Below are 12,563 nucleotides of genomic sequence, written 5' to 3' on the forward strand. Positions count from 1 at the left end.
GGTGGTGTCTCGCGGGAGGCGCCACCCCTTTTTTCATTCCTCGGTGCGTAGCAGCACTGCCTCGCCGATCAGGAGGAACAGCAGGAACGGCGCCCAGGCGGCGAGGAAGGGCGGGTAGGCCCCCAGATTGCCCATCGCGAGCGCGAAATTGTCCGCGACGAAATAGGCGAAGCCCAGCGCCATCCCGATCACTGCGCGGACGAACAACTGCCCCGACCGCGCGATGCCGAACGCGGCGACCGCGCCCAGCAACGGCATCAGCACCGACGAAAGCGGCGCGGACAGCTTGTGCCACAGCGACCCCTCCAGCGCCTTCACCGGACGTCCGGCCTCTTCGAGATCGTTGATCGCGCTGCGCAGCGCGCCGAACGACAGGCTGTCGGCGTCGACGGTCGCGAGCGTGAACTGGTCGGTCCGCACGCCGCGACCGATGATCTGTTGACCGACCATCTGGACCCGCCCGCTCGCGACATCGAAGCGCTTGGTCGGCCAGATGCGCCAGCCGTCGCCGTCGCGGCGGCCGTTCGGCGCGTTGAGCAGACCGCGCAGGCCACCGGTCGGCGAGCGTAGGTAGACCGTCACCCCGCCCAATCGCGCCTGGTCGCCGCGGCCCTTGATCTGGTCGACCTGGATCAGATCCTGCCCCGACAGCACCCAGACGTTCGATCGTTCGCCGCGATCGATCGGCAGCGGGCCGTAATTGACCTTCTGCCACTGCGACAGGGTCGCGGTCGATCGGCTGACGACGCGGTCGGTGAAGACGAAGGTGACCGCGGCGACCCCTAGACTGGCGAGGACCAGTGGTGCGAGCAACTGGTGCGCCGACAGCCCCGCGGCCTTCAGCGCGATCACCTCGCTGTTCGCGTTCATCGTGATCAGCGTCAGGATCGTGCCGAGCAGCACCGAGAAGGGGAGGAAGGTCGAGATGATCTGCGGCAGCCGCAGCCCGACGTAGCGCCATACCTCGGCATCGCCGTTGCCCGCGACCGACAAAATCTTGCCCGATTCGCTCAGCAGGTCGAGCGCCTGGAGCACCAGCACCAGCCCGGCGAGGATGCCGAAGGTGCGCGTCAGGAACAGCCGCGCCATGTAGAGCGCGACCGTGCGCGAGGGGAAGAAACCCTTCATGCCGCCGCTCCACGACGATTGCGGCCCGGCAGATAACGCACGATCAATTTCCATGTCTTCGAGAAGAAGCGCTCCAGCGCGCCGATCGGCTGGCCACCCGGCACATAGGCGACGGTGTAGAACATCCACAGCACCAGCCCCGCGAACACCAGGAACGGCACCCACAAGGCGATCAGCGGGTCGATCGCGCCGCGCTCGCCGACGCTCGCGGCATATTGGTTCACCTTGTGATAGGTCACGACCATCACGATCGACAGGAACACGCCCAACGCCGAGCTCGATCGCTTGGGCGGCACGCCGAGCGCGACCGCGAGCAGCGGCAGCAGGAACATCGAGACGACCTCCGCCAGCCGGAAGTGGAACTCGGACCGGCTGCTGTCGCGCTGTTCCTCGGTACCGCCCGCGTGCCCCAGTTTGGCGAGCTGCGGCAGCGTATATTCCAGGTTCTTGCCGCCGCGACTGCGGAAACTCTCGAACTTCGGCAGGTCGATCGGCAGGTCGTGCGACGAGAAGGATAGGGTGCGCGGCGTCGGGAAGTCGGCGCGGTTGTGGATCAGCGTGCCGTTCGTCAGGCGGAAGATGATGACGTTGGGATCGTCGGTCGCGAGGAACTGCCCCCCTTCGGCGGTCACCCCGACCCAGTCGCCCCTGGGCGTCTGCGCATGGACGAAAATGCCCGACAGCTTACGTCCCTTGTCGCGGCTGCCCTCGATCCGCATCGTCATGCGGTCGCCCAGATGCGTGAACTCCCCCACCTTGACCGAGGCGCCGAGTGCGCCGGTGCGCAGCTCGAACCGCAGTTTCTCGTAATTATAGCGCGCGATCGGCTGGACGTAGCCGACGATCGCGATGTTCGCCGCCGCCAGCACGATCGCGTACATGTACGGCACGCGCAGCAGGCGGGCGTAGCTCATTCCAACGCCGCGCATCACGTCGAGCTCGCTCGACGTCGCGAGACGGCGAAAGGCGAGCAGGACGCCCAGCATCAGCCCGATCGGGATGCCGAGCCCGAGATATTCGGGGAGGAGATTGGCGAGCATCTTCCACACCACGCTCACCGGGCCGCCCTGGGTCGCCACGAAGTCGAACAAGCGGCGGATGCGATCGAGGATCAGCAGCATCGCGGCAATGAACAGGGTGGAGAATAATGGCAGCGCGATCAGCCGGGCCATGTAGCGGTCGATCGATTTCATGTGCGCGCGACGCGGCCTCGCAAGAACGACGGAAAGGCTTCGGCTATAGGCACGACCGCGGCACGCGTCACCTGTTCTCGCGGCGTCATTCCGCCGCGATGGCGTGGATGCGCTCGCGCCGTGCGGCGGTGGCGACCGCCTGCTCCAGCGCGGCGAGCGTGAACGGCTTGCGGAGCACGGGCCGGTTGCCGAGATCGACCGCTGCCGCGTCGCCTGCGAACCCGGTGACGAACAGCACCGGGATACCGCGATAGCGCGCGTCGAGCCCCGCGACCATCTCGGGCCCGGTCAGCCCGGGCATCAGCACGTCGGACAGGATCAGATCGGGGGCGGGCATCTCAGCCAATACGCCACCGATGCTGGTCGGATCGTCGCACGCGGTCACCCGGTGGCCCAGTTCCTCCAGTGCCCCGACGGTGGCCGCGAGCACGCGCGGGTCGTCCTCGACCACCAGGATGTCGAGGCTGGCTGCGATATCGTCGTCCGACACGACCTCACCCTGCGCAGCCGCCGCCGCGGGGAGAGCGGAACAGCCCTCCGCCTCGCGCGGTAGCAGCAGCGTGACCGTGGTGCCGTGCCCAAGTGTCGACGCGATCGACACGTCGCCGTCGACCTGCTTGGCAAAGGAGAAGATCTGGCTGAGCCCCAGTCCGGTGCCCTTGCCGACGGGTTTGGTGGTGAAGAACGGCTCGAACGCGCGTTCCAGCACCTCCGCCGACATGCCGTGCCCGGTGTCGCTCACTGCCAGCGCCAGATACTCGCCCGCCGCGCACCCGTGGACGCTCGGTTGCTCTAGCCGCTGCGCCAACGCGGTGATCGTCAGCGTGCCGCGCCCCTCCATCGCGTCGCGCGCGTTGACCGCGAGATTGACCAGGGTGTTCTCTAGCTGGACGCGGTCGACGCGCACACACCAGCCGTCGCTCCGGTCGTCGACCATCACCGTCACGCCGTCGCCGAGCGTTCGGTCGAGCAGATCTTTCAACCCGGCGAACAGGCTCGCCGCGTCGATGCGCTCGGGGTTGATCGCGGTCTCGCGCGCGAACGCGAGCAGGCGCCGGGTGAGCGCCGCCGCGCGCGTCGCGCCCTCGGTGGCGCTCTCGACGTGGCGCAGGACATCGCGGCTCCCCGACGCGAGGCCGCGGCGCGCGAGTTCGAGCCCGCCGATCACGACCGCGAGCATGTTGTTGAAGTCGTGCGCGATTCCCCCGGTCAACTGCCCGACGGCTTCCATCTTCTGGACCTGGCGCAGGCGCGCTTCCTGAACGCGGAGCTCGTCGGTCGCGACCGCCACGGCGCTCGCCAGGTCGTCGGCGCGCTCGCGTTCGGACGCGGCCTCGGCCTGCGCGACCGCGCGTTCTGCCAGCACGCGCATCGTCAGCCACGCGAGCGCGATCATGCCGAGGAGCAGCAGGACCCCGAAGATCGACAGTATCTTCGCCGCCGCGGTCGATCGATGCACCAGCGCCATCGCCTGCGAGGTCCGCTGTTCCAGCAAGGCGCGCTCGTCCGCGATCAGGCCGTCGAGCGCCGCGTTGATCGCGGTCAGCGCGGGGGACGTGCGGACTTGGTAATAACGCGACAGGGCCTGGCTGTTCTTGCCGTAATTGGTCGCGAGCGCGGTCGCGGCCAATTCCTCGCCGCGCGCGTGGAACGCCTCCTGCAGGGTCGTCAGCCGCTGTTGCTGCCCCGCATTGTCAGCGATCAGGCGGCGCAGCTGCGCCACGTTCTCGCCCGCCCGGCGCCAGTCGTCGAAATAGGATTGTCCGAGCCGCTGGTCACCCGAGATGACGTAGCGGCCGAGCGATGCCTCCGATTTCGCCATCGTGCCCTGCAACGCGCGGGCGAGATTCATGACGTCGTAGCTGTGGCTCTGCGCGGCGAGTGCGCGATCGCGCTGCCGATTCGCCTCGCCCAGCGTGATGACGAGCGCGGTGAGCACGGCCACGCCCGCGATCGCCATCACGATCAAGGCAACCGTGCGCCAGGCTGACACCAGCCCGGGCGGTGCATCCGTCTCCAACCCGCTCACGACGGCCACGTGTACCGCAGCACCCCGCCGCGTGCAAAGTCAGCCGGGCGGCGTGCTCAGCCGATCTCGCCGGTCGCGCGGCCCGCGTCGGCGAACATCGCGGTGATCCGGTCGATCTGCGCGTCGCTATGCTCGGCCGACAGCGAGCAGCGCAGCAGGAACGTGCCCGACGGCGTCGCCGGGGGACGCGCGACGTTCACGTACAGACCCTGGTCGAGCAGCGACTGCCACATCCCGACCGCGCGCTCCTGATCCTCCAGCATGACCGCGATGATCGCCGAATCGGCCGCCTGCGTGCCCAGCGTGAAGCCGAGTTCGCGCAAATTGGCGTGCAGGCGGCGCGCATTGCGCCACAATTGCGCGCGCTTCGCCTCGGCGTGCATCAGCTTGCGGATCGAAGTCGCCGCGGTCGCGACCACCGAGGGCGGCAGGCTCGCGGTGAAGATATACGGCCGACACGCGAGCCGCATCGCCTCGAACTTCGGGTGATTGGAGACGCAGAAACCGCCGACGGTCCCGACCGACTTGGAAAAGGTGCCGATGACGAAATCGACGTCTTCGCCCAGGATCAGTCCCTGATCCTCGTACACCCCGCGGCCGTGCGTCCCGAAGAAGCCCATCGAATGCGCTTCGTCCACGAGCACCATCGCGCCGTGCTTCTTCGCGACCGCGACCATTTCCTTCAGCGGCGCGATGTCGCCCAGCATCGAATAGACGCCTTCGAGGACGACCAGCTTGCCCGGCTCCTTGGGCAGTCGGCCGAGCCTTTTGTCGAGATCCTCGACCGAGTTGTGACGGAACCGGACGATTTCGGCGTCGCCCATCTTGCAGCCGTCGTAGATCGACGCGTGGCTGTCGGCGTCGAGGATGACATACTCGCCCTTCGCCGCGATCGTCGAGATCGTGCCGAGGTTCGCCTGATAGCCGGTCGAGAACACCATCGCGTGATCGGCGTCGTAGAATTCGCGCAGCGCGTCCTCGGCGTCGACGTGGTCGCGGAACGTGCCGTTCAGCATCCGGCTGCCGTTGGTCCCGCTGCCGAATCGGTCGAGCGCCTGCTTGCCCGCGGCGATCACGTCGGCGTCGAAGGTCATGCCCATGTAATTGTAGGTGCCGAGCAGGATCGTCTCGCGCCCCTTGATCACCGCTTCGGTCGGGGAGCGTACCTCCTCCATCACGATCCCGAAGGGATCGCGCACGCCGGTGTCGAGCAGCGCCTGGCGTTCCGCGATCAGCGCGTCGAATTTGGAGAACAGGTCGCGCTCGGGCGCGACCGGCGCGGGGTCGGCGGGCAGGGCCTCGGGCTGGAAACCGGTCTCGGTCATGGTCAGGCCTTCAACCGCGCCACGGCGTCGACCAGCTGCCCGACGTTCTCGATCTCGGCCTGCATGTTCATCGTGATGATGATGTCGAACTCGTCCTCGATCGCCGCGACAAAATCCATCACGGTCAACGAGTCCCATTCAAGATCGCCCTGGAACGTCGTCGCGTCGCTGATCGCGACGCCCTTCTTGTTGAAGGGTTCGATCTGGGCCTGGACGGTGTCGAAAATCTGGTCGCGGTCGCTCATGGTGGCTTTCGATGCGTGATGATTAAGGCCGGGTTGCGGCGGGGCTATAGCAAGTCGTGGGCGCGATACCACTCGGCCGTCGCCGCCAGCGCGGCCGCGGTGTCATGCTCGGCACGCCACAGCGCGGGCGAGGGTAGCGCGTGCGCGACCCAGTCGGGATGCCGGAAATAATTGACCCGGTCGGGGGTCAGCTTCGCGCGGGCGCCGCGCACCATCCGATCGATTCGCGCGGCGCCCGACAGCACGGCGCCCGGCAGCGATACCGGCCACGCGCGCCGACCGACCGCACGCCCCAGCGCGCGCGCGAAGTCGCGGTGATCCCAGCCGCCGGGGCGTCCGTCATCGGGCTCGAGCATCATGTGGCGTGCCCCGTCACCCGTCGCGAGCGTCAGCAGCAGACGCGCCAGATCCTCCACGGCGATCACCGACATCCGGTTGCCGCGCGGGGGCAGGGGGACGAGGCCGCGGCGCGCGAAGCGGAACAGCTCCAGCATCTCGTGATCGCGGGGCCCGAAGATCGCGGGCGGACGCACGATCGTCCAGTCGAGCCCGCTCAACTGCACCAGTCGATCGGCCTGCGATTTCGACCATCCGTAATCCGACAGATGCGGCTCGCGCGCGGCGAGTGAGGATATGTGGATGAACCGCTCGACGCCGGCGGCGCCTGCGGCGGCGATCATGCTGCGCGTGCCGTCGATGTTGCCGCTGACGAAACCGGCGCGGTCGGCGGCGTTGACGATGCCCGCGACGTGGATCACCGCGTCCGCGCCTTCGACCAGCGCACCGGGGCCCGCCAGGTTTCCGGGAACCCAGGTCACGCCGTCGCGCGGCGGCTGTTCGCGACGGGTCAGCGCGCGAACCTCGTGTCCCGCATCGAGCGCGCGGTCCACGAGGTGGCTGCCGACGAATCCCGTCGCACCGGTGATGGCGAGAATCATCGCGCGACGTCTCCGAGATAGGCCATGTGGTTGCGGTGGACGAGCGCGGCGCGCGGCGCGTAGCCTAGCAGCGCCGCGTGCTCGTCGCTGCGGCGCCCGATCAGGCGCGCGGCATCGACCGCGTCATATTCGCTCAAGCCGCGCGCGATCGGTCCCTGGTCACCGTTGATCGTGATCAGGTCGCCGCGCGCGAATCGTCCCTCGATTCGCGTCGCCCCGGCGGCGAGCAGGCTGGCTCCTTCCGCCAGCGCCTGCGCCGCGCCCGCGTCGACGTGGATTGCCCCCGCCGCGGTCAGTCCCCCGGCGAGCCATGCCTTGCGCGCAGGCGCGCCCGCGGGAGCCACGAAGACCGTGTGGCGCGCGGGCGTGGAAAGCGGATGCGCGATGCGTCCGCTCGCGATCGCGAGCGATACGCCCGCGGCATTCGCCAGCCGCGCGGCGGCGATCTTGCTGACCATTCCGCCCGACCCCATGCCCGACGACGATCCCGCATCGGCCATCGCCTCGACCGCCGAATCGATTCGCGTCACCGACGCGATGTGGGACGCGCCGGGCAGCGTGGGGTTGCGATCGTAGAGCCCGTCGACGTCGGACAGTAATATCACGGCGCCGGCGCTCGCCGCCTGTGCGACGCGCGCCGCGAGCCGGTCGTTGTCACCGAAGCGGATCTCCTCGGTCGCGACCGAATCGTTCTCGTTGATGATCGGCACCACCCCGAGCGTCAGCAGCCGGTCGAGTGTCGCCGCGGCGTTCAGATAGCGGCGCCGTTCCTCCAGATCACCGATCGTCACCAGCATCTGCGCGGCGGTCAGTCCCTCGGCGCCCAGCAGGTCGGACCAGATGCCAGCGAGCGCGATCTGCCCGGTGGCGGCGGCGGCCTGCGCGTCCTCCAGGCTGGCGCGTCCGCCCTTGGCCAACCCCAGCCGCCGCGCGCCCAACGCGATCGCGCCCGAGGAAACCACCACGATCTGCTGGCCCGCCGCGCGCCGCGCCGCGATGTCGCGCGCGATTCCAGCCAGCCAGTCGCGCCGGACGCTGCCGTCCGGCGACACGATCAACGCCGAGCCGATCTTGACGATCAGCCGCGCGCAATCGGAAGGGGGAAACAGCGTCATGGCCGATGATCGTTAGCGAACGGGCACGCGCAGGCAAGCACGCGCGTTACGCCCGCGATCCCGACTTGAGGCTGATCGTGCGAAGGGTCAGAGCGGCGACCATTCGACCGCGTCCTCCTCGCCGTCGTCGTCGACGGGGGCGTCGCTCGACGGGATCGCCTCGAGCAACCGGTCCAGCACCCAGTCGACCCCCGTGCCGCTGACGCCCGAAATCGGGATCACCTCGGCGCCGCTCGCATCCTCCAGTTCGGCGGAGAGCGCCGCGATCAATTCGTCGTCCAGCGTATCGATCTTGTTGAGCGCGACCACCACCGGCTTCTCGTCGAGCCCGCCGCCGTAGGCGGACAATTCCTCGCGCACGATCCGGTAACTCTCGCCGACATCCGCGTCGTTTGCATCGACCAGATGCAGCAGCACCCGGCACCGCTCGATATGTCCAAGGAAGCGATCCCCAATTCCCGCCCCCTCGGCAGCACCCTCGATCAAGCCGGGGATGTCTGCCAGCACGAACTCGCGGCTCTTGTGGCGCACGACGCCCAGTTGCGGGCGTGTCGTGGTGAAGGCGTATTCACCGACCTTCGCCTGCGCGTTGGTGACCTGATTGATAAAGGTCGACTTGCCCGCGTTGGGCAGACCGACGAGCCCCGCGTCGGCGAGCAGCTTGAGCCGCAGCCACACCCACGCCTCCTCGCTTGGCCAGCCGGTGCCGTGCTGGCGGGGGGCACGGTTGGTCGATGTCTTGTAGCTCGCATTGCCACGCCCGCCGTCGCCTCCGCGGAGGAACACGATGCGTTCGCCCACCCTGGTCAGGTCCGCGAGCAAGGTGCGCTCATCGTCGTCGGCGAGGATTTGGGTTCCGACAGGTACCTTGATGACGAGGTCGTCACCGCCACCGCCGGTACGGTTGCTGCCCGACCCGCCGTGCCCGCGCGGCGCGCGGAAATGCTGCGTATAGCGGAAATCGATCAGCGTATTGAGCCCGGCGACCGCCTCGAACACGATGTCGCCACCCTTGCCGCCGTTGCCGCCGTCCGGGCCGCCATATTCGATGAACTTCTCGCGCCGGAAACTGACCGCGCCGGGGCCACCCGCGCCCGACCGAACGAAGATCTTTGCTTGATCAAGAAAATGCATGGGCCGCTGCCTAGCGCGTCCGCATCGTTAAAGCGACCCGGTGCGAGTCGCGCGCGTCACGCGGGCGGGAGCTTGCCGCGATCGGCGAGCAGCATCGCGCGCGCGAGCTCGCGCGCCTTGTCGCGCGGAAGCCCGAGTGCGCGCGCCATCGGTGCGCCCAGCAACGCGTCGCCCAGCGCCATCAGCACCAGTTGCAGCGTCTCCTCGTGGATCAGCGCGCCGGGATCGTTCTCCTGCGCCAATTCCTCGACCAGATCGTGGATCGCGGTCAGGATCGGGTCGAGCGCGTCCTCGTTTCCCGACAGGATCATCCAGCTGGCGAGCGCGCCGGCACCGTTCCGGCCGAAGGCGTCGAACGTCAGGTCGACCACTTCGGCGGGGTCCTCACGCTCGCGCGCGCGCCACACCGCCGACTTGATCGTCCCGACGATGCGGCTCGCCATGCTCTCGATCAGCGCTTTCTGGAGTCCGTCGGCCGACCCGAAATGGTGCAGCAGGTTCGCGTGCGTGCGACCAATTCGCCCGGCCACCGCCTTCAGCGTTACGGCCTGCGGACCAACCTCGACCAGCAGAGCGCGCGCGGCCTCCAGTGCGGCTTCACGCGACTCTTCCGGGCTCAGGCGGCGGCGAAGGGGCGTGACGCTCATCGCTGCGTGATCCGCCATAACGCTGACCAAGGCAATGGTTCCGCCGCTTCAGGCCGCGATGGGGAGCGGCGCCGAGCACGGCTCCGCGAGATCGAGCGCCAGATCGACGCACTCGACCTCAGACCCGCGCGCGAGCGAGAATAGCCGGCTCCGTCCGGTTTCGATGAAGCCGAGCTTGCGCAACACCCGGCCGGACGCGGGATTGTCGTCCATGTGCCGCCCGATCAGCCGCTCGCTTCGTAGTGCATCGCGCGCCATCTCGATCACGACCCGGCCCGCCTCGGTCGCGAAACCACGCCCCCAGATATCAGGGGTCAGCCAGTAGCCGAGCTCGTGGACGCGCGTGTCCAGCGAGATCAGCTCGATCCCGCCGACCAGGCGATTCTCGTCGCGGGTCATGATCTGGAAACGCGGCTGGTGCGGCGCGCGGGGTAGCGACAGGAACGCCTCCGCATCACCCAGTGCGTATGGCCACGGCGCACGCGACAGGTTGCGGACCACCGCCTCGTGCCCGATCGCGGCGGACAGGGCAGGGGCGTCTTCCGGCCAGCCGGGCCGTAGCGTCAATCTCTTCGTCAGCGCGAACACGGTCTCGCTCTCCTCGACCAAGGCCCCAAGCACGCCTGCATGACGCGCCTGCGACAGGATGGAGGGAGACACGAAAAAAGGGAGCCGGGGTAACCCGCCTCCCTTTGTTGGTTCGATGCCGTCGTGGCACTCGGGTCGCCCTGGTGGGCAACCCGGATGGTTACCCGATGTTATTCAGCCGCCATCGGCATAATGTCGACCGAGCAGAATTTGCGGCCGAGCTTGCCGTCGTGGAACACCACGCGACCATCGACGAGCGCGAACAACGTATGGTCCTTGCCGATGCCGACGTTGCGGCCCGGATAGAACTTCGTCCCGCGCTGACGTACGAGGATATTGCCCGCGATCGCTTCTTGACCGCCGAACTTCTTGACGCCGAGACGACGGCCGGCCGAGTCACGACCGTTGCGCGACGAACCGCCTGCTTTCTTGTGTGCCATATCGAATACCTCCTGGGAGCCGCTGTCCGTTACGCGCCGATCGACACGATCTTGAGGATCGTGTGCTGCTGACGGTGGCCGTTGCGGCGGCGATAGTTGTGACGGCGGCGCTTCTTGAAGACGATGACCTTCTCGCCCTTCGCCTGCGCGATGATTTCTGCTGCGACCGACAGACCGTTGGTCGGCTTCAGATCGGAACCTTCGCCCGCAAGCAGCACGTCGCCCAGCGTCACCGACGCCCCGGCATCACCGTCGATCTTGTCGACGACGATCTTGTCTCCAGCGGCAACGCGGTACTGCTTGCCGCCCGTGCGCACGATAGCGAACATGGCTCTTTTCACTTCCCAAATGTCTATGCCCGCCGGGGCAGACCCCGCGGAAGAAAGCGCGCTGCTAATAAACGTGGGGCGGCCTGTCAACCGCCCCACTGCTCCACGCAGTCTAGTGACGGTGCTTGGACTTCAGACCATAGCGGCCATCGGCCAACCGGTCGAATAGGCCGTCGATCGCGGGATGCTCGACTGGTTCATCGGTCTCGTCATGGACCAGGTTCTGCTGACTGACGTAAGCGACGTAGCTTGATTCAGCATTCTCCGCGAGGAGGTGATAGAACGGCTGATCCTTGCGCGGCCGAAAGCTTTCGGGGATCGCCTCATACCATTCGTCGGTGTTCGCAAAGACCGGGTCAACGTCGAACACGACCCCGCGGAAGTCGAGCATACGGTGCCGAACGACATCGCCGATCGAAAAGCGTGCGTGAGAGATGGGAGGGGCGACGGGTCGGTTGGAGGTGAAGCCGGTAAGCGCGGACGCGGTGTCGTTCATGCCTATATAGATAGTGGCAGCGCGGAGGTGCACAACGACGGTGTGGTCCGCCTGCTCCGTGGCGCATCACTATTGATCGCACGAAAGGCTTGCGCGCCCCCGATCACGCCGCTAGAGGCCGCGCTCCGACCACTTCACCGGCCGCTCAGGCCGGGCTCGAAGGACCTCGCGGAGAGGTGGCAGAGTGGTCGAATGTACCGCACTCGAAATGCGGCGTGCCCTCACGGGTACCGTGGGTTCGAATCCCACCCTCTCCGCCACGGTTCGCCTTTACTCGATCGTTTGCCGGCCCCGCCGGCGAGATAGCGTATCGAGGCCTCGTGCGCCTTATTTGTAGCCCTGCATTATTCTTGGGCCCGGTAGCACCCCGGACTCGTGTATGTCCGTGGAGCCCAGCTTTTCTAGCATGACCGGCCGGCAACTGGATCGGCCCGATCCGACTCCATTCGATCAATGGCCTGTGGCACACATCCAGGTGAGCGAGGGCGCCTTACCTTTGGATTGAGGCCGCGCCGAGCAGCGGTGGACGTGGTTATGTCAGCGGCAGCGCAACCACCGAACCGAGCGTATTATATGGACGTGTGACCTCGCCTGCGAGCGGTAGGGAAAACAAGGCCACCGACTGGCCTACTTCCTGGTAAACGGGAGGCTGGGTGAGCGTGTCCTGGTGGTGCTGGTGTGTTTTTTGCTCGTCTTTGCAACTTTTCTGCAAAAACCGTTTGACGGTGTGTGTGTGCTCCCCTAGATGGGTGTCACCGCAGCGGCGGGGCGCTAGACGCTCCATCGGCTAGCGAGTGTGATCGGAAACGATGGCGCGGTGGTTGTCTTTTTGCCTGGGGGTGAGGGGGTGATCAAGGCGCTGTGTTTTTGTCGCTCTTTGACATTGTTGGTTTAGATGAAGGGACATGCGGGCGGCGGCTTTTGCGGGTTCTGACACGTACAAGGCGTGTTGGGGG

Annotated in this window: 13 protein-coding genes and 1 tRNA gene; 1 reads left to right on the plus strand and 13 read right to left on the minus strand. The window is 67.2% G+C overall.

Going from position 1 to position 12,563, the window contains the following annotated elements; all coding sequences use genetic code 11:
• Positions 1 to 33: 33 nt before the first annotated feature.
• The 13 genes from lptG to hspQ all read right to left on the minus strand — a co-directional run bounded on the left by lptG (position 34) and on the right by hspQ (position 11,607).
• The gene (gene lptG, locus KZ810_RS07450; protein WP_219768327.1) at positions 34 to 1,128 is read right to left on the minus strand and encodes an LPS export ABC transporter permease LptG; all 1,095 of its coding nucleotides are present in this window, start codon (positions 1,126 to 1,128) and stop codon (positions 34 to 36) included.
• Positions 1,125 to 2,321 carry an LPS export ABC transporter permease LptF gene (lptF, locus tag KZ810_RS07455; protein WP_219768328.1) on the minus strand — a complete coding sequence of 399 codons (1,197 nt, stop codon included), beginning with the start codon at positions 2,319 to 2,321 and terminating at the stop codon, positions 1,125 to 1,127. The genes lptG and lptF overlap by 4 nt, the downstream gene beginning before the upstream one ends.
• A gap of 85 nt (positions 2,322 to 2,406) precedes the next feature.
• Positions 2,407 to 4,281, minus strand: a complete 1,875-nt coding sequence (locus KZ810_RS07460; protein ID WP_219768412.1) for an ATP-binding protein — start codon at positions 4,279 to 4,281, stop codon at positions 2,407 to 2,409.
• Between the two features lie 125 nt (positions 4,282 to 4,406).
• On the minus strand, positions 4,407 to 5,675 hold the full coding sequence (gene spt, locus KZ810_RS07465; protein ID WP_219768329.1) for a serine palmitoyltransferase: 1,269 nt from the start codon (positions 5,673 to 5,675) through the stop codon (positions 4,407 to 4,409).
• 2 nt (positions 5,676 to 5,677) lie between these two features.
• Positions 5,678 to 5,920, minus strand: coding sequence for an acyl carrier protein (locus KZ810_RS07470; RefSeq protein WP_219768330.1), 243 nt, complete (start codon positions 5,918 to 5,920; stop codon positions 5,678 to 5,680).
• Positions 5,921 to 5,964: 44 nt separating this feature from the next.
• Positions 5,965 to 6,858 (minus strand): SDR family oxidoreductase, encoded by an 894-nt coding sequence (locus tag KZ810_RS07475; protein WP_219768331.1) that lies wholly within the window; start codon positions 6,856 to 6,858, stop codon positions 5,965 to 5,967.
• The gene (gene proB / locus KZ810_RS07480; protein ID WP_219768332.1) at positions 6,855 to 7,973 is read right to left on the minus strand and encodes a glutamate 5-kinase; all 1,119 of its coding nucleotides are present in this window, start codon (positions 7,971 to 7,973) and stop codon (positions 6,855 to 6,857) included. Before proB ends, KZ810_RS07475 begins: the two co-directional genes overlap by 4 nt.
• Before the next feature lie 87 nt (positions 7,974 to 8,060).
• Entirely contained in the window at positions 8,061 to 9,107 is a 1,047-nt protein-coding gene (gene obgE / locus KZ810_RS07485) for a GTPase ObgE (RefSeq protein ID WP_219768333.1), read from the minus strand.
• Positions 9,108 to 9,163: 56 nt separating this feature from the next.
• Positions 9,164 to 9,754 carry a TetR/AcrR family transcriptional regulator gene (locus KZ810_RS07490; RefSeq protein ID WP_219768334.1) on the minus strand — a complete coding sequence of 197 codons (591 nt, stop codon included), beginning with the start codon at positions 9,752 to 9,754 and terminating at the stop codon, positions 9,164 to 9,166.
• A 48-nt stretch (positions 9,755 to 9,802) separates the two neighbouring features.
• A complete protein-coding gene (locus KZ810_RS07495; protein ID WP_308461510.1) occupies positions 9,803 to 10,375 on the minus strand; it encodes a GNAT family N-acetyltransferase in 573 nt (190 codons plus the stop codon).
• Positions 10,376 to 10,512: 137 nt separating this feature from the next.
• Positions 10,513 to 10,782, minus strand: coding sequence for a 50S ribosomal protein L27 (gene rpmA, locus KZ810_RS07505; RefSeq protein ID WP_219768335.1), 270 nt, complete (start codon positions 10,780 to 10,782; stop codon positions 10,513 to 10,515).
• 29 nt (positions 10,783 to 10,811) lie between these two features.
• Positions 10,812 to 11,111 (minus strand): 50S ribosomal protein L21, encoded by a 300-nt coding sequence (gene rplU / locus KZ810_RS07510; RefSeq protein ID WP_219768415.1) that lies wholly within the window; start codon positions 11,109 to 11,111, stop codon positions 10,812 to 10,814.
• A gap of 112 nt (positions 11,112 to 11,223) precedes the next feature.
• Positions 11,224 to 11,607 (minus strand): heat shock protein HspQ, encoded by a 384-nt coding sequence (hspQ, locus tag KZ810_RS07515; RefSeq protein ID WP_219768336.1) that lies wholly within the window; start codon positions 11,605 to 11,607, stop codon positions 11,224 to 11,226.
• 170 nt (positions 11,608 to 11,777) lie between these two features.
• Between hspQ and KZ810_RS07520 the strand changes: the two genes are divergently transcribed.
• A tRNA-Ser gene (locus KZ810_RS07520) sits at positions 11,778 to 11,867 on the plus strand.
• Positions 11,868 to 12,563 lie beyond the last annotated feature (696 nt).

The organism is Sphingomonas citricola, from assembly GCF_019429535.1.
In the GTDB taxonomy this organism is placed as follows: Bacteria; Pseudomonadota; Alphaproteobacteria; order Sphingomonadales; family Sphingomonadaceae; genus Sphingomonas; species Sphingomonas citricola.

What these genes read in the sequence shown, in the direction of transcription:
- lptG (WP_219768327.1), bottom strand. Translation starts at nt 1,128, where the DNA reads ATGAAGGGTTTCTTCCCCTCGCGCACGGTCGCGCTCTACATGGCGCGG.
- KZ810_RS07460 (WP_219768412.1), bottom strand. Translation starts at nt 4,281, where the DNA reads ATGGCGATCGCGGGCGTGGCCGTGCTCACCGCGCTCGTCATCACGCTG.
- spt (WP_219768329.1), bottom strand. Translation starts at nt 5,675, where the DNA reads ATGACCGAGACCGGTTTCCAGCCCGAGGCCCTGCCCGCCGACCCCGCG.
- KZ810_RS07470 (WP_219768330.1), bottom strand. Translation starts at nt 5,920, where the DNA reads ATGAGCGACCGCGACCAGATTTTCGACACCGTCCAGGCCCAGATCGAA.
- rplU (WP_219768415.1), bottom strand. Translation starts at nt 11,111, where the DNA reads ATGTTCGCTATCGTGCGCACGGGCGGCAAGCAGTACCGCGTTGCCGCT.
- proB (WP_219768332.1), bottom strand. Translation starts at nt 7,973, where the DNA reads ATGACGCTGTTTCCCCCTTCCGATTGCGCGCGGCTGATCGTCAAGATC.
- KZ810_RS07490 (WP_219768334.1), bottom strand. Translation starts at nt 9,754, where the DNA reads ATGAGCGTCACGCCCCTTCGCCGCCGCCTGAGCCCGGAAGAGTCGCGT.
- rpmA (WP_219768335.1), bottom strand. Translation starts at nt 10,782, where the DNA reads ATGGCACACAAGAAAGCAGGCGGTTCGTCGCGCAACGGTCGTGACTCG.
- obgE (WP_219768333.1), bottom strand. Translation starts at nt 9,107, where the DNA reads ATGCATTTTCTTGATCAAGCAAAGATCTTCGTTCGGTCGGGCGCGGGT.
- hspQ (WP_219768336.1), bottom strand. Translation starts at nt 11,607, where the DNA reads ATGAACGACACCGCGTCCGCGCTTACCGGCTTCACCTCCAACCGACCC.
- KZ810_RS07475 (WP_219768331.1), bottom strand. Translation starts at nt 6,858, where the DNA reads ATGATTCTCGCCATCACCGGTGCGACGGGATTCGTCGGCAGCCACCTC.
- lptF (WP_219768328.1), bottom strand. Translation starts at nt 2,321, where the DNA reads ATGAAATCGATCGACCGCTACATGGCCCGGCTGATCGCGCTGCCATTA.